This is a genomic window from Aeromonas sp. (assembly GCF_050252055.1).
Taxonomy (GTDB): domain Bacteria; phylum Pseudomonadota; class Gammaproteobacteria; order Enterobacterales; family Aeromonadaceae; genus Aeromonas; species Aeromonas caviae.
Genome location: NZ_JBFWLQ010000007.1, coordinates 1 through 15,926 on the forward strand (window position 1 = coordinate 1; position 15,926 = coordinate 15,926).

Genomic DNA, 15,926 nt, shown 5'->3' on the forward strand with positions numbered 1-15,926 from the left:
AAAAGATTTAGCGAAAGCTAACCGAATGCGGAGCGGTAGTTCAGTCGGTTAGAATACCGGCCTGTCACGCCGGGGGTCGCGGGTTCGAGTCCCGTCCGCTCCGCCACTAAATTGAAAGGCCTTCCCTATCGGGAAGGCCTTTTTGCTTTCTGACATTTACCCAATCCCTCATCCTCAGTGCCAGGTGGCTTGGCCGGGTTATCCTCATTTCCCTACACGACCATCTCCGCCTTGCCGAATGGCATCCACGCTTCATTCGTGGTCACACATATAGACAGTTCAGGGATGGCTCAACAATCTGCCTGGCGGAGCAGAAGCCAGTGGCCATTGTTACCTGGAATCAGTCGCCAGGAGCACTCTGGCTGGTTGGCCGCGGCTGATCTGCTGCGCTCTGAGGGCCTAGTGGATATCGCTGAGTATAGATGAGGGAGGGCGGAGGAAAGGCAAGGAGCGCTACTGTGGCTGCCTCTGGTGGGTATACAAACAGGTTATCAGTGATGCAGATGGCGTGATGTAGGCAGGATCGCTCAGGCTGATTCCATTTTCTGTTGTGTCGCGGGCATGGGGTGCACAAAAGAAAAGGGGACAGCAGATGCTGTCCCCTCAAGTCATTTCGTCCATTCCCTGAACTGCCATGCTCCCTGCAATCCTTGACGCTATCCTTTCCTTTGGAAATTCCCCTTCCCAATCCGTTGGGGTGTCCTGTGGCCTTCCTAGCCTGGCAATCTGTCCTGATTGCTTCACCCTCTCCTTCCTGGAGGTGTCCATTACCACATCCCGTGGTGTTCCTGCGTCATCCTGACTGATAACCATCCTGGCTATCACGCTTCATCTTGAAGCTGTTCCTGACCGCGTCTTGCGGTGTCCTTTCATCCTTGATGAGCGACAATCCGTGCCACTCAACCTCATCCCGAGGTATCCAACTACCGCATCCTGCGGTTGTCCTGTCGATCCTTGTGATAACCATCCTGGCTATCAACCCCATCCCGAGGTGTTCCTTGCCCACATCCTGCAGGCTATTCCTTGTTTATGCGCTGTTTCTGCATCCTGCCGAATCAGCTCGTCCTTGTGAGACCCATACTAAGGCAATTGCAGGCTCGAACAAGGTGTGCAATCGGATTGAGCTCCGTGACATGTGGTACAGAAATGGGCTGGCGTGGAATATTATCTATGTTTATCAGTTATTTAGATAGTTTCCGTGGAAAGCATACCCAGTGCGGGATGGCTTCACGTACGGTTCAACACTGAGGGGTCTTACAGGGGGAATGGCAGATCTCTTACAAGCAGAAATCGGTAGGAAAACGATGGTACAGCCGCTTCAATCAGGGGTGTAAGAGTTCAAAATTAATTGAATACTTATGCTTTAAAAGTAGACAAAAGCCGAGATAAATCTCGGCTTTTGTCTGCTGGTTTCTTTAGCTGACCCTTGTCCCAGGAGTCGGGTAGGCCTTGCGCAGTGATTCGGGTGCAAGCACCTCCAGGTTGCCGCTCATGTTGTTCAGCCAGGAGCGGAACTCGGGCGTATCCTGCACTTCGGTCTCCACCACCACGCTGCGCTTGTCGTAACGGGTCATACGCGGGTTATGCCCCGGGATTTGTCCATCGATCAGAGTCGGGCAGTTGGCATCGATGCGCCCGACGAAGCGGATCGGACCGCTGACGTCCTGATAACCCTGGTCGCGGATCAGCTTCTGGATATTGAAGTCCTTCGGCTGGGTCGCGCTGAAGTTGGTCAACTCCACGTTCTTGATGTGATCGAACGGAATGCCGTAGACCTTGGGATCCAGCTCGGAGAGGGTACAGAGCAGGATGGGGCCATCGGGCTGGTTCAGGATACCGAGGGGATTGATTCGGTCATAGCAGAGCCAGACAGTACGCTCCTTGATGACACGCTGGATCTCGGCGCTGAATTTGCGGCCACGCCAGAGGGCGTCGCGGATCAGGGTGCTGCGGCGGATCTCCGGATTGCCGGCGAAGGGGCGAGGTGACTGGTGCACGCTCTCCAGCCAGCGCTCGGCCAGTTCGCTCTGGCTGTCGCGGATCACCTGACCAGCCTTGTCGATCAGCGGGTTCAATTCGGTCAGCACGCTTGCCGGCAACAGTTGGCTCGCCTGGTCGCTCCAGGTTTTCAGGGCCACTGCCAGCGAGAGCGGCATGATGTTGGCAAAGTCATTGAGACCATGGCGCTCGAAGCACCAGCCATGAGGCTTGCTGCGCTCATCGGAGGTGAGGTCGAACAGTCCCATGCCGGACATCTCTTCCAGGTCCCGTTGCACGGTACGGAGACTGACGTGAATGCCTTCCTCTTCCAGTTTTACCTGGAGTTGGCTGGCGGTCAGCTTGTAAGGGCGGTGCGGGATGCAACGCGCCAAGGTCAGTTGTCGTAACAGCTTCTTACTCATGGTGCATGCCTTCACTGGTTTAGCGTTGAGTGTATCCTAGCCATGACCTGCGACAGTCTATGTCGCAAGTTTTGCTGCGACAACTGTCGCCATTTTCATACATGAAGAATCAAGTCATTGATAAATAGAACAAAACAACAAGTAAAAGGGGTTGTTTGAGCCCTTTTTTTATTGAAAACAAGCCTTGCGAGGATGCTCGCGACCAGGGTGACAGGAAGGAAATGGAAGCAGTAAGGAGGGGGAGGTGGGAAGGAGGTGGGGGACGGGCCCCACCTCGACACGTCGTTATGCCAGCCAGGACCAGGCTGATTTGGTGATAGCTGCGCCCACCATGTAGCCGAATACTGCGAGAGCGGCCACTCCGGCCACCAGCTTCTGACCGCGGGCAGGGCGCTTGAGCGCCATGACGCCCAGGCCGATGTAGATCACCAGGGCAATCAGCTTGGCCATCAACCAGGGCTGCTGGCCAGGGCTCATCTGCAGGGTCACCGCCAGCAGCACGCCAAACAGCAGCAGGAAGGTGTCGTTGATGTGGGGCAGCACCTTCAACCATTTCTGTTGCAGCCGCCCGCTGCCCGCCAGCGCCAGGCTCCAGCGGTAGAGGAAGAGCAGCAGGCTGACCAGGGCCAGGGTCATGTGAAGGTGTTTGAGCATGGGGTAATAGGCAATCATGTTGCTTCCTTGTCGTTGTCGGGCAGACCGCTGTTCCATTGATGGGCGTGGGTACGCTCCTGTCCTTCCTGATCGTCTTGCAGCAGGTCGGAGAGGATGTCGCGGTATTGCAGGCTCTTGTTGATATAGGTGTGCTCGTCGTCCAGGTAGTTGACCTGTTCCCGCAGCAGCCGGTTGTCATACTGCTTGAACATCTGCCCCGCACGCCAGGCCTGATTGGCCCTGAATCCCAAGAGGGTGAGTGCTTCTACCCCAAGATCCACGGCCGATCCCAGGGTTTCGCGGTGCACGCTGTCTATCCCGTGGCGCAGGATCTCGTGGGCATGGGGTCTGTCCTGGGCACGGGCCAGTATTCTGAGGTGCGGGAAGTGCTTTTTCACCATCTCGATCACTTCGAGGGAGGTGGCCGGGTCATTGAGGGAGAGCACCAGGAGTTTGGCCTTGTGGGCGCCGGCCGCGTGCAGCAGGTCGAGTCGGCTGGCATCCCCATAAAACACCTGGTAGCCGTACTTTCTCAGCATCTCTATCTGGCTGGCATCCTGCTCCAGGATGGTGGTGCCAATACCATGGCCGTGGAGCAGACGCCCCACTATCTGACCGAAGCGACCGAAGCCGGCGATGATGACCGGGTGTTCCACCAGCTCGGGCTGTTCGTGTTCGGGGGTGTCGCTCTGGTTGCGGTAGTCGAACCAGGGCTGGATCACCCGATCGTTGAGGATAAGCAGCAGCGGTGTCAGCGCCATGGAGAGGGCGACGACCAGCGTCAGCAGTGAGATGGTGCTGCCCGGCAGTACCTTGTTCTGGGCGGCGAACGAGAACAGCACGAAGGCGAACTCACCGCCTTGGGCCAGGGCCAGGGCGAAGGTCCAGCGCTGGTTCGGGGAGAGGCGAATGACAAAGCCGAGCCCCATCAGCACCAGCCACTTGAGCACCATCAGACCGATCACCAGTGCCGGGATCAACAGGGGATGGGCGGCAAAGAGGCTGAAGTCGATGCCGGCACCCACCGACATGAAGAAGAGGCCGAGCAGCAGCCCCTTGAACGGCTCTATGTCTGCTTCCAGCTCGTGGCGGTATTCGCTGTCCGCCAGCACCACGCCGGCGAGGAAGGAGCCGAGGGCGGGGGAGAGGCCGACGGATTCCATCAGCACGGCGATGGCGATCACCAGCAGCAGGGCGGCAGCGACGAAGATCTCCCGCATGTGGGACTGGGCGATGGCGCGAAACACCGGCCGCATCAGGTAATGACCACCCAGCACGATGCCGGCGATGGCGGCCACCACCAGCAGGCCGTGCTGCCAGCCTGCCAGCTCCGAGCTGCCGCTGCTGGCGACCGGTGCGATGGCCAGCAGCGGCAGGATCGCCAGGATGGGGATGACGGCGATGTCCTGGAACAGCAGCACGGCGAAAGCGGAGCGGCCGCTCTCGCTCTGCATCAGTTTGCGCTCCTGCAGGCTCTGCAGCACGATGGCGGTGGAGGAGAGAGCAAGAATGAGACCGATGGCGAGCCCCTGCTGCCAGGGCAGACCCAAAAGATAACCCACCCCGGTCAGGGCGACACTGGTGAGCAGCACCTGCAGGCCACCGGTGCCGAGGATGGGCCCTTTCAGTTGCCACAACAGGGCCGGGCGCAGCTCCAGACCGACCAGAAACAGCATCAGCACCACCCCGAACTCGGCGAAGTGCATCACGTCTTTCTGCTCGCCCACCAGACCAAGCAGGAAGGGACCTATGATGATCCCCGCCAGCAGGTAGCCAAGGACGGAGCCCAGCCCCCACCGCTTGGCCAGCGGGACGGCGATCACCGCCGCCGAGAGGTAGATCAGGGCGTCAAACAGCAATCCATGTCCCATCAGCGGCTCCTCCTTAACATGATGAATGCCGGTGAGGGCTGGCCGGGCCTGCGCCCGGATCGAGTGTGTGTCATGGGAGTACCCCCAGCAGATCGCGCAGATAGGGGCTCTCGGCCAGCTGGGCCGGGGTCAGCTGCTCGTCACGCAGGGCGCACAGCAGTTGGCGATAGTCCTGGCCGCAGCGGCGCAGCGCCTCGGGATCCTCGAGCTTGTGGAAGGAGTGCAGCACGAAAGGGGGCAGCCAGCGCATGCCGCACAGCTGTGCGGTCTGCTGGAAGGGGAGCAGGAAGTCGAGCAGCGGGCGCTGGTTGTAGCCGGCGCGGCAGTAGGATTCAGGGCCGCCCCCCGTGGTGATGGCGCTGAGCCACTGCTTGCCGTTGAGGGCATGGGCCTCGGGGCCGTAGGCATAGCCGTACTCCAGCACCAGGTCCATCCACTCTTTCATGATGGCCGGGCAGGAGTACCAGTAGAAGGGGTGCTGGAAGACGATGATGTCGTGCTCCGCCAGCAGGGCCTGTTCCCGTTTCACGTTGATGAACATGTCCGGATAGCGTTGACAGAGATCGTGCAGGGTGATCCCCTCCAGCCCCTCGATGGCGTGCAGCAGTTGTTTGTTGGCCCGGGAACTCTGTAGCGCCGGGTGTGAAAAGATGACCAGAATGCGTTTCATGGGATTCCTGAAGAGGGTCTGCTGCCGGCACATGCGACAGACTGTGAGCTGAAACGTTATCAAGAAGCTCCCTGGCCCGCCAGTTCCGGGATCAGTGCGCGCAGCGCCGGATTCAGGGTCTGGTGGGCGGGGTAGCAGAGGCCGATGCGGCGGAACATCCGGGGGCCGCTCACGGGCAGGGTGCACAGGCCCGCTTCGTCCTCCACCAGCCCGTCGGGCAGGAAGCTGATGCCCACTCCGGCCAGCACCAGCGCCATCACCAGCCCCTTGCTCTCGGCCTTGGCCACCAGATTGAGGGTGAGCCGGTCACAGGCCAGCAGGCCTATGGTTTGCTGATGGGCTTCGCAGGGGGGACACTCAATGAAATCATGGTGTTGCAACTCAGCCAGCTCGATACGCGCCCTGCCCGCAAGAGGGTGTCCCCTGGGAACGCACAACACGTACTCCTCTTCCCAGAGCGGCAGGAAGATCTCGTCCTCCCGGCGCAGGGCATCCAGGGTCAGCCGGCAGTCGGCCGGGGTGCCGTAATCGGAGAGGGTGAGATCCAGCTCGGGCAGCACCCCCTGCACCCGCCGAAGCAATCCCGCCAGCCGACGGCGGCTGAGGTCGGGCATGATGGCCATGTTGAGTCTCGCACGCGTCGCCTTCTGGCGAAACAGAGTCGGCAGGCGACGCGCCTCTTCCACCAGCTTGACGGCGTGGGGATAGAGATAGTGGGCCGGATCCTTCGCTTCCACCCCCTTCTTGCCCCGGATGAAGAGGCTGTCCCCCAGGCTCTCTTCGAGCTGGCGAAGGCCGGCGGAGAGGGAGGGTTGGCTCACGTGGCAGCGGGCTGCCGCCGCCGTGATGTTCTTCTCTTCATAGATGGCGATGAAGAAGCGCAGCAATCTCAGGTCCAGCATGGGGATACCATAGTTAATTCAGATGATAACCAGCGGAAAACTATATTTATCGCCGATGGATGTAGCGACTATAGTGACTGGGTCCCGTGCTGGCCAGCCCTTGTTTGACGCCCATTTCAACGCATCAGAAGGAAAACTCCATGTCCAAGTCCCTCGTGGTGATCACCGGCGCGTCCGCCGGGATCGGTGCCGCCATTGCCCGCGCCTTCTCCGCCGCCGGCCATCCGCTGCTGTTGCTGGCCCGCCGGGTCGAGCCCATGCAGGCGCTGAACCTGCCCGATACCCTCTGCATCGGGGTCGATGTCACCGACACCGCCGCCATGAAGGCCGCCGTGGCGCAGGCGGAGGCGCAATTCGGCCCGGTGGGATGTCTGGTCAACAATGCCGGCGTCATGCTGCTGGGACAGGCCGACGTGCAGGATCCCGCCGAGTGGCAGCAGATGCTCAACATCAACGTGATGGGGGTTCTGAATGGCGTGCATGCGGTACTTGCCGGCATGAAGGCCCGCCGCAGCGGCACCATCATCAACATCAGCTCCATCGCCGGTCGCAAGACCTTCCCGAACCATGCCGCTTACTGCGCCACCAAGTTCGCCGTTCACGCCCTGACCGAGAATATCCGGGAAGAGGTGGCCGATGTCGGCGTGCGGATGGTGACCATCGCTCCGGGCGCGGTGGAGACCGAGCTGCTCAGCCACACCACGGACGAGAGCATCAAGGCGGGCTATCACGACTGGAAGGATCAGATGGGAGGCGTCATTGCACCCGAGGTGATCGCCGACGCCGTGCTCTACGCCTGGCACCAGCCGGCCAACGTCTGCGTGCGGGAGATCGTGCTGGCAGCCACCCGTCAGCAACCCTGATGCAAACGGGGGAGGGGTTGACCCTCCCCCTGGGCCAAGGGTTACCATAGGCCCTCTTTCGTCATTGAGTCGTCTCATGGTCCTGACCCGTCGCCAACTCGCTCGCGCCCGCCGCTGGCTCCCCCTGTGGAGTCTGGTGCTGGTGCTGATGTCGTTTGGCAGCCGTGCGGCCACCGATCTCTGTACCCTGACGCCCCATTGCAGCCAGAGCGAGCGTTCCCTGGAAAAAGCCATGCCCTGCGGCAGCTTCACCTCGGCGCTCGCCATGACGGTGCTCACCAGCGACAGCCTGACGGTTGCCCGGCTTGAGCCCGACAGGCCGACGTACCTCTCTCCCTCTCTGTTCATGCCGGAGGCGCCCCTGAAGCGTCTCGAGCGTCCGCCCCGTCACCACGGCTGAGTCGAGTTTCCCTTTCCGGGCATTTCTTCTTAACCGAGGTGAGATATGTACAAGTCCCTGTTACTGGCCGTGCTGGCCGGTACCGTCAGTGTTTCTGCTCTGGCAACCGGGCAGATGACCGTCTACAAGTCCCAGTATTGCGGTTGCTGCAAGACCTGGATCAAGCACATGGAAGAGAACGGCTTTGAGGTCAAAGTCGTGGAAACCGAGCAGCTTGACCCGATCAAGCAGCAGCATGGCATCACCCCGCAGCTGGCCTCCTGCCACACCGGGGTGGTGAATGGCTATGTGGTGGAGGGGCATGTGCCCGCTGCCGACGTGCAGAAGCTGCTCAAGGAAAAACCGGCGATCCGCGGTCTGACCATTCCGGGGATGCCCCAGAGTGCGCCGGGCATGGATATTCCGGGTCAGCCCTATCGGGTGCTGAGCATCAGTGACGAGGGCGCGACCAAAGTCTGGTCGAGCTACCCCGGCTGATGGATGCTGACCGTGAGCAGACACACTTCCATCATGTGAGGCACACCTGAGCGAACCCGTGTCGCCTACGGTCAGGGAGGAGGGCCGCCATCGCGAGATGGCGGCCCTTTTTCGTCGATTTGGGGGGTAATGTCCGGGGAGCCCTTGCAACCCAGGGCGACAAGGGGCAGATTGATCGCCAATTTTTATTTTCTCAGGGACGCTTTTCCCGCTGCATGCCGGTGTGCCGTCTGGATGCGTGCAGCACCAGCGGGAGGGGCTGCCCTGTGACAGCGCAAAGGATGCGACATGTTCACCTTTTCCCGGGGGTTGCTGCTGGCTTGCCTGCTTGCTGCGCCCTGTTCCCATGCCAACGAAGAGTCCGCCATGCCTACAAGCGATACTTCCATCCAGCCTGTCATTGTCCCCCCGGTGGCTGCCAAGCACCCCCATACCCTGAAAAAACACGGGGACACGCGCGTCGACAACTACTACTGGCTGCGTGACGACGAGCGGCAGAAGCCCGAGGTGCTGGACTATCTCAAGGCCGAGAATGCCTACACCGAGGCCATGCTTGCACCGATCAAGCCGCTGCGCGAGCAGCTCTACAAGGAGATGGTGGCCCGTATTCCCCAGCAGGACGAGTCTGTCCCCTATGTGAAGAACGGCTACCGCTATCAGACCCGTTACGAGCCGGGCAAGGAGTACGCCATCTACTCCCGCAGCAAGGTGGAAGGGGACGGGGCGCCCGCCCTGCTGCTGGATGGCAACCAGCGCGCCGAAGGCCACGAGTTCTATGCCCTGGGGGCGCTCGAGGTGAGCCGCAACAACCGCTGGCTGGCGGTGGCGGAAGATTATCTCTCCCGCCGTCAATACAGGATCCAGTTCCTCGATCTGGAGAGCGGCGCCTGGGCCGCCGACACCCTCGAGAACACCTCCGGCAACCTGGTGTGGGCCAACGACAGCAAGACGGTCTTCTACGTGCGCAAGCACCCCAAGACCCTGCTGCCCTACCAGGTCTATCGCCACGAGCTGGGCACGGATCCCGCGAAGGACACCCTGGTCTACGAGGAGAAGGACGACTCCTTCTATGTGAGCCTCTACGCCACCACCTCGGAAGATTTCATCGTCATCTACCTCTCCAGCACCACCACCAGCGAGGCGCGCCTCATCGATGCCAATGTGCCGGGCCAGACGCCACGCCTGTTCCTGCCCCGTCAGGTGGATCACGAATACAGCCTGGATCACTACCGCGGCCGCTTCTATGTGCGCTCCAACAAGGACGGCAAGAACTTCGGCCTCTATGAGACCAAGGAGAGCCCGGTGGATCGCTGGAAGGCGGTGATCGCCCCCAATCCGGACGTGCTGCTGGAGAGCTACGCCCTGTTCAGGGACTGGCTGGTGCTGGAGGAGCGCAGCCAGGGGTTGACCCGGTTGCGCCAGGTCAACTGGCAGAGCGGCGAGCAGAAGGAGATCGCCTTCGACGATCCCGCCTATGTCACCTGGCTTGCCTACAACCCGGAGCCGGACACCAGCGCCCTGCGCTACGGCTACTCCTCCATGACCACGCCGTCCTCCACCTACGAGCTGGACATGGACAGCGGCAAGCGGTCTCTGCTCAAGCAGCAGCCGGTGGCGGGCTTCGTGCCTGCGCAATATGCCAGCGAGCGGCTCTGGATCACCGCCCGTGATGGCGTGGCCGTGCCGGTGTCGCTGGTCTATCGCAAGGACAAGTTCAAGAAGGCAGGGGGTGGTGCAGGCACCAATCCCCTGCTGGTCTACGGCTATGGCTCCTACGGCGCCAGCATGGACCCGGACTTCAGCAGCTCACGCCTGAGCCTGCTGGACCGGGGCTTCGTCTACGCCATCGCCCATATCCGGGGTGGCGAGGAGCTGGGCCGCACCTGGTATGAAGAGGGCAAGCTGCTCAAGAAGCAGAACACCTTCAACGACTTCATCGACGTGACCGAGGCGCTGGTGGCGCAAGGCTACGGCGCCAGGGATCAGGTCTATGCCATGGGAGGCAGCGCCGGCGGCCTGCTGATGGGGGCCGTCATCAACCAGGCGCCCCAGCTCTATCGCGGCGTGGTGGCCCAGGTGCCCTTCGTCGACGTGGTCACCACCATGCTGGACGAGTCCATTCCCCTCACCACAGGGGAGTATGACGAGTGGGGCAACCCGAACAAGAAGCGCTACTACGACTACATGAAGGCCTACAGCCCCTACGATCAGGTCAAGGCCCAGGCCTACCCGAATCTGCTGGTGACCACGGGGCTGCACGACTCCCAGGTGCAATACTGGGAGCCGGCCAAGTGGGTGGCCAAGCTGCGTGAGCTGAAGACGGACGACAACCAGTTGCTGCTCAGCACCGACATGGAGGCCGGTCACGGCGGCAAGTCGGGCCGTTTCAAGGCCTATGAGGACATCGCCCTGGAGTTCGCCTTCATTCTGGAGCTGGCTGGCAGCAAGGCGTGATGGCCGGGCCCAAATGAAATCAGCTTGTTACCAAACCCCGTTCCGGCAGCCCCGGATCGGGGTTTTTGCATCTTGGCGACAAAAGCGTCATTAACGTCGTGTTTATGCTGTTCAGTATGCATTTCGCAATATAACGGACCAGGTTTCTAATCCTTGCCAGTCAAGGGTTGCGAAAGAATCTGGGCGTGCTTTTTATTGCTTCCCTTTGATAGTTCATGTAATTAATCTGCCCTTGAGAAATGAATGATCCGCTTCAAACTTCTCGCTATTTAAATCCGCCATTTTGCTGTTTTGTTTGATTTATGTTGGTGTTATGTGCTTAATCGGAGCGTTAATGCTTTTGAACTGACCCGTTTCTGGTCAGATCACCTCCGATCGGCATGACGCTGATTATCTCACCGCAGGATGATGGTGGCTTCTGGAAGGGCGCGTGCTGCTCGACCATTTCCTCGTACGAGGTCGTATAGGCGAACCCAGTCTTGATGCGGGTCTGCCTCATATTCTCCCGGGAAACGGGTGAAATAAATCAATGAAAAGGATGAAGAACATGAAAGGATTATCCTTGGCGTGCGCCTTGTCGGCGGCTTTGGTCGGTGTGTCGTTTGGTGGTCCGGTGCAAGCGCAGGAGCGCTTCGTGACCATAGGCACCGGCGGTCAGACCGGCGTCTACTACGTGGCGGGCCAGTCCATCTGCCGCTTCCTCAACCGTGGCGCCGCCGATCACCAGATCAAGTGCAACGCCCCGGCCAGTGGCGGCGGTGTTGCCAACGTCAACGGCATCCGCTCCGGCGAATTCAACTTCGGCATCATGCAGTCCGACCACCAGTACAAGGCGATGAAGGGCGTCGAGCCGTTCAAGGCCGAAGGTCCGATGGATGACATCCGCGCCGTCTTCTCCCTGCAGAGCGAAGTGTTCACCATCCTGGCCCGCAAGGACGCCAAGGTAGCCAGCTTCGACGACCTGAAGGGCAAGCGCGTCAACATCGGCAACCCGGGTTCCGGTCAGCGTGACACCTTTGAAGAGATCATGACCGTGAAGGGCTGGGACAAATCCGCCTTCAGCCTGGTCTCCGAACTGAAACCCGCCGAGCAGGCCTCTGCCCTGGGTGACAACAACATCGATGCCATGAGCTACTTCGTCGGCCACCCGAACGGCGCCATCCAGGAAGCCTCCACCACCACGGACACCGTGCTGGTGCCGGTCACCGGCCCCGAGATCGACAAGCTGCTGGCCGAGAAGAGCTACTACAGCAAGGCCGAGATCCCGGGTGGTCTCTACAAGGGCAGCCCGAACCCGACTCCGTCCATCGGTGGCAAGGCGGTGCTCTCCACCAGCGCCAAGGCTGACCCGGAAGTGGTCTACCAGCTGGTCAAGTCCGTGTTCGACAACCTGGACCGTTTCAAGCGCCTGCACCCGGCCTTCGCGGATCTGAAAGAAGCCGACATGATCAAGGTGGGTCTCTCCGCTCCGCTGCATGAAGGCGCTGTGCGTTACTACAAGGAACGTGGCTGGATGTAATCCGGCTGCGTCTTCGGATGTGCCCCGGACTCGCTCCTCCTTCGGGGGAGCGAGTCTCATTTATTGCAGTACCTACAGAGTCACACTATGCAGCAAACACAACAACAAGAGGCGTTCTCGGCCGAGGAGCTGATCGCCCAGGACGTCGGCGCCAGGCTGCCCGTCGGCCCCATGAGCTGGATCATCGCGGGTCTTGCGCTGATCTGGTCCCTGTTCCAGCTCTGGATTGCCTCGCCGCTGCCCTTCTCCCTCGGCATCGGCGTCCTCAACGACACTGAAACACGCTCGATTCACCTGGCCTTCGCCATCCTGCTCGCCTACCTGGTGTTCCCCGCCATGCGCAGCTCGCCGCGAGACAGGGTTCCCCTTGCCGACATCGCCCTCGGCCTCGTCGGTGCCGCCGTCGCCAGCTATCTGTTCGTGATGTACCAGGAGCTTGCCCAGCGTCCCGGCAACCTGACCACCATGGACTTCGCGGTGGCCTGCGTCGGCATTCCGCTCCTGCTGGAAGCGGCCCGCCGCGCCCTGGGCCCGGCCCTGGCGGTCATCGCCATCGTCTTCCTGGCCTACAGCCTGGCCGGTCCCTGGATGCCTTCCCTGCTGGCCCACCGCGGGGTGAGCCTGCATGCGCTGGCCAACCACCAGTGGATCACCACCGAAGGGGTGTTCGGCATCGCCCTTGGGGTCTCCACCAGCTTCGTCTTCCTGTTCGTGCTGTTTGGCGCCCTGCTCGAGCGCGCCGGTGCGGGCCATTACTTCATCCAGCTCGCCTTCAGCCTGCTGGGTCACCTGCGCGGCGGCCCGGCCAAGGCGGCCGTGGTCGCCTCGGCCCTGACCGGCGTCATCTCCGGCTCCTCCATCGCCAACGTGGTGACCACGGGCACCTTCACCATCCCCATGATGAAACGGGTCGGTTTCTCCAAGGAGAAGGCCGGCGCGGTGGAAGTGGCCTCTTCGGTCAACGGCCAGATCATGCCGCCGGTCATGGGGGCTGCGGCCTTCCTGATGGTGGAATACGTGGGCATTCCCTATGTGGAGATCATCAAGCACGCCTTCCTGCCGGCGGCCATCTCCTACATCGCCCTGCTCTACATCGTGCACCTCGAGGCACTCAAGCTCGGGATGCAGCCCATCGGCAACCGTCAGCCGCGCCCCTGGCTGCGTCGCCTGACCGGCTTCGCCTTCGGTGCCGCCCTCATCAGCGGCCTCTCCATGGCGGTCTACTACGGTCTGGGCTGGCTCAAGCCGGTACTGGGTGACTATGCCCTGCCGGGGATCAGCGTGCTGCTGGCCGTCGCCTATCTCGGACTGCTGAAGATCGCCGCCAGCAACGCGCCGCTGCCGGCGGAAGACCCGGACAAGCCGCTGGACGAGCTGCCCGAGACCCGCGCCGTGCTGCTCTCCGGCCTGCACTTCCTGCTGCCCGTGGTGGTGCTGGTGTGGTGTCTGATGGTGGAGCGCCTCTCCCCCGGCCTGTCGGCCTTCTGGGGTTCGGTGATGCTCATCATCATCCTGCTGACCCAGCGACCGCTGCTGAACTGGCTGCGCACCGACGGCAAGCATGACTACGGCTCCTTCACCGATGGCGTGGTGGACCTGCGCGAGGGGCTGATTGCCGGTGCCCGCAACATGATCGGCATCGGCATTGCCACCGCCACTGCCGGCATCATCGTCGGGGCCGTCTCCCAGACCGGCGTCGGCCTGGTACTGGCGGATCTGGTGGAGTTCCTCTCCATGGGCAACCTGCTGCTCATGCTGATCCTCACCGCGCTGCTGAGCCTCATCCTCGGCATGGGGCTGCCGACCACCGCCAACTACATAGTGGTATCGAGCCTGCTGGCGCCGGTGATCGTCACCCTGGGTCAGCAGAACGGCCTCATCGTGCCGCTCATCGCGGTGCACCTGTTCGTCTTCTACTTCGGCATCATGGCGGACGTGACCCCGCCGGTGGGGCTGGCCTCGTTCGCCGCGGCCGCCGTCTCCAAGGGCGACCCCATCAAGACCGGGATCACGGCGTTCTACTACAGCCTGCGTACCGCGGCGCTGCCGTTCCTGTTCATCTTCAACACCGATCTGCTGCTCATCAACGTGGACTTCGCCCATGGCGTGCTGATCTTCATCGTGGCCACCATCGCCATGCTGATCTTCGCTGCCGCCACCCAGGGCTTCTTCCTGGTGAAGAGCCGCTGGTACGAGAGCGTGCTGCTGCTGCTGGTGGCTTTCACCCTGTTCCGTCCTGGCTTCTGGATGGATCTGCTGCACGACCCGTATCGCGACACCGCCCCGGCCGAGCTGGTCCAGACCATGGGGCAGGTGGAGGCTGAAAGCACCCTGCGCCTGCGCATGGAAGGGGAAGATGCGGTGGGCAAGTTGCGCCGCTTCACCGTGCTGCTGCCGGTGCCTTCGGGCGTCAGTGGTGAGGACCGTCTGGCCAAGCTGGGGATCCAGACCTATGAGCAGGACGGCAAGATCCTGATCGACACCGTCACCTTCGGCAGCCAGGCCGCCGATCTGGGGCTGGAGATGGATCAGCAGATCCTGAGCGTCAAGGCGCCCACCGAGCGCTGGCCCAAGGAGCTGATGTGGCTGCCGGGCTTCCTGCTGTTCGGGGCCGTGGTCTGGCTGCAACGCCGCCGGGTCGCTCGACCCTGATCATCACCCAATAAAAAACGGCGCCTTCGGGCGCCGTTTTTTATGCTGGGCTGTGATGCCGGCCGCTTCGGGCCATCAGTCCAGGGCATCAGTTGGACTGGGTCTGCTTCTGTTTTTGCAGTTGGTCGAGGGTCTGCTGCTCCTGCGGGCTGAGGCCAAGCTGCTCGCAGGCCTGTTCAAAGCTGATGCCAAGATGGCACATCATGATGTCGATAGCGGGCAGGTAGTTGGTCATAGCGTCTTCCATGGTGATCCTCCAGAACTGTCTCTTATGCCCGAGGGCGGGGATGGGGGCAATTAGACTTTAGGTGTAGGGTGCCATCTGCTTCAGCCTCTGCCACTGGCCGGGGGAATTTGCTACTCTTGCGGGCACTAAAGAGGTTGCCGCCCCAGGGTGAGCAGCCGGTGAGGAGCAGGGCATGTTATTGAGTTTCTTGATCATCGCATCGGGCTGGTGGCACATCCGCGCGGCTTACGGCTCAGACTCCCGTCAGTTCTACATCAGCAAACCCCTGACCATGCTGTTCATCATCGCCCTGGCGTTTGGCTACCAGAGCGACGATCACAACGGCTCCCACGCCTGGATCCTGCTCGGTCTCTGCCTGTCGCTGGCGGGGGACGTGCTGCTGATGCTGCCACGGGATCGCTTCATCCAGGGGCTGGCGGCATTTTTTGTCGCTCACCTCTGCTACATCGTCGGTTTCGCCCAGGGGCCCCTGGTGCTCAAGCTGGTGGACGGCCTGCTGCTGTTGCTGGTGGCCGGCATGGTGTTCGGGCTCCTGTGGGGCCAGCTCGGCGAGATGAGGATCCCCGTCTTCTGCTACATGCTGGTGATCATCGCCATGGCCTGGGTGGCCGCCGGTGCCTGGCATGCCTCTCTCACTGCCGGCAGCGCCGCCGCCCTGGTGGGGGCGCTGATGTTCCTCTTCTCCGACAGCATGCTGGCGCTGGACAGATTCCGCCGCCCCTTCCCCCATGCCACGGCCTGGATCATGAGCAGCTACTTCGCGGCACAGTTCCTGATCGCCGCCTCCCTGGCGGGCTGACCGGCGGGCAGCCATG

At 61.6% G+C, this 15,926-nt stretch carries 13 protein-coding genes and 1 tRNA gene; 8 read left to right on the forward strand and 6 right to left on the reverse strand.

Going from position 1 to position 15,926, the window contains the following annotated elements:
* The first annotated feature begins 29 nt into the window (after positions 1–29).
* Positions 30–106, forward strand: a tRNA-Asp gene (locus AB7E19_RS13395).
* Between the two features lie 1,309 nt (positions 107–1,415).
* Here the strand turns inward: AB7E19_RS13395 and AB7E19_RS13400 are convergent.
* From AB7E19_RS13400 to AB7E19_RS13420, 5 genes are all read right to left on the reverse strand, one after another.
* Complete coding sequence (locus AB7E19_RS13400) at positions 1,416–2,402, reverse strand: helix-turn-helix transcriptional regulator (protein WP_029313511.1); 987 nt, start codon at positions 2,400–2,402, stop codon at positions 1,416–1,418.
* 285 nt (positions 2,403–2,687) lie between these two features.
* Positions 2,688–3,074, reverse strand: a complete 387-nt coding sequence (locus AB7E19_RS13405; protein ID WP_039040394.1) for a SirB2 family protein — start codon at positions 3,072–3,074, stop codon at positions 2,688–2,690.
* A complete protein-coding gene (locus AB7E19_RS13410) occupies positions 3,071–4,927 on the reverse strand; it encodes a monovalent cation:proton antiporter-2 (CPA2) family protein (protein WP_010672573.1) in 1,857 nt (618 codons plus the stop codon). The genes AB7E19_RS13405 and AB7E19_RS13410 overlap by 4 nt, the downstream gene beginning before the upstream one ends.
* Before the next feature lie 70 nt (positions 4,928–4,997).
* A complete protein-coding gene (locus AB7E19_RS13415) occupies positions 4,998–5,597 on the reverse strand; it encodes an NAD(P)H-dependent oxidoreductase (protein ID WP_041212184.1) in 600 nt (199 codons plus the stop codon).
* A gap of 59 nt (positions 5,598–5,656) precedes the next feature.
* Positions 5,657–6,499 carry a LysR family transcriptional regulator gene (locus AB7E19_RS13420; protein ID WP_041212185.1) on the reverse strand — a complete coding sequence of 281 codons (843 nt, stop codon included), beginning with the start codon at positions 6,497–6,499 and terminating at the stop codon, positions 5,657–5,659.
* 140 nt (positions 6,500–6,639) lie between these two features.
* Here AB7E19_RS13420 and AB7E19_RS13425 point away from each other — a divergent pair, with 140 nt between their 5' ends.
* The 6 genes from AB7E19_RS13425 to AB7E19_RS13450 all read left to right on the forward strand — a co-directional run bounded on the left by AB7E19_RS13425 (position 6,640) and on the right by AB7E19_RS13450 (position 14,864).
* Positions 6,640–7,362, forward strand: coding sequence for an SDR family oxidoreductase (locus AB7E19_RS13425; protein WP_042881944.1), 723 nt, complete (start codon positions 6,640–6,642; stop codon positions 7,360–7,362).
* 76 nt (positions 7,363–7,438) lie between these two features.
* Entirely contained in the window at positions 7,439–7,762 is a 324-nt protein-coding gene (locus AB7E19_RS13430) for a hypothetical protein (RefSeq protein WP_322131985.1), read from the forward strand.
* 45 nt (positions 7,763–7,807) lie between these two features.
* The gene (locus AB7E19_RS13435; RefSeq protein ID WP_319907164.1) at positions 7,808–8,239 is read left to right on the forward strand and encodes a DUF411 domain-containing protein; all 432 of its coding nucleotides are present in this window, start codon (positions 7,808–7,810) and stop codon (positions 8,237–8,239) included.
* Positions 8,240–8,527: 288 nt separating this feature from the next.
* A complete protein-coding gene (locus AB7E19_RS13440) occupies positions 8,528–10,693 on the forward strand; it encodes a S9 family peptidase (RefSeq protein WP_322131962.1) in 2,166 nt (721 codons plus the stop codon).
* Between the two features lie 547 nt (positions 10,694–11,240).
* A complete protein-coding gene (locus AB7E19_RS13445) occupies positions 11,241–12,212 on the forward strand; it encodes a TAXI family TRAP transporter solute-binding subunit (RefSeq protein WP_029313514.1) in 972 nt (323 codons plus the stop codon).
* A gap of 87 nt (positions 12,213–12,299) precedes the next feature.
* Positions 12,300–14,864 (forward strand): TRAP transporter permease, encoded by a 2,565-nt coding sequence (locus tag AB7E19_RS13450; protein WP_113978373.1) that lies wholly within the window; start codon positions 12,300–12,302, stop codon positions 14,862–14,864.
* A gap of 88 nt (positions 14,865–14,952) precedes the next feature.
* Here the strand turns inward: AB7E19_RS13450 and AB7E19_RS13455 are convergent, their stop codons facing one another.
* Positions 14,953–15,111 carry a hypothetical protein gene (locus AB7E19_RS13455; RefSeq protein ID WP_005332188.1) on the reverse strand — a complete coding sequence of 53 codons (159 nt, stop codon included), beginning with the start codon at positions 15,109–15,111 and terminating at the stop codon, positions 14,953–14,955.
* Positions 15,112–15,283: 172 nt separating this feature from the next.
* On the opposite strand from AB7E19_RS13455, the gene AB7E19_RS13460 reads away from it, so the two are divergent.
* Positions 15,284–15,910 carry a lysoplasmalogenase gene (locus tag AB7E19_RS13460; RefSeq protein ID WP_010672583.1) on the forward strand — a complete coding sequence of 209 codons (627 nt, stop codon included), beginning with the start codon at positions 15,284–15,286 and terminating at the stop codon, positions 15,908–15,910.
* The last annotated feature ends 16 nt before the right edge of the window (positions 15,911–15,926 follow it).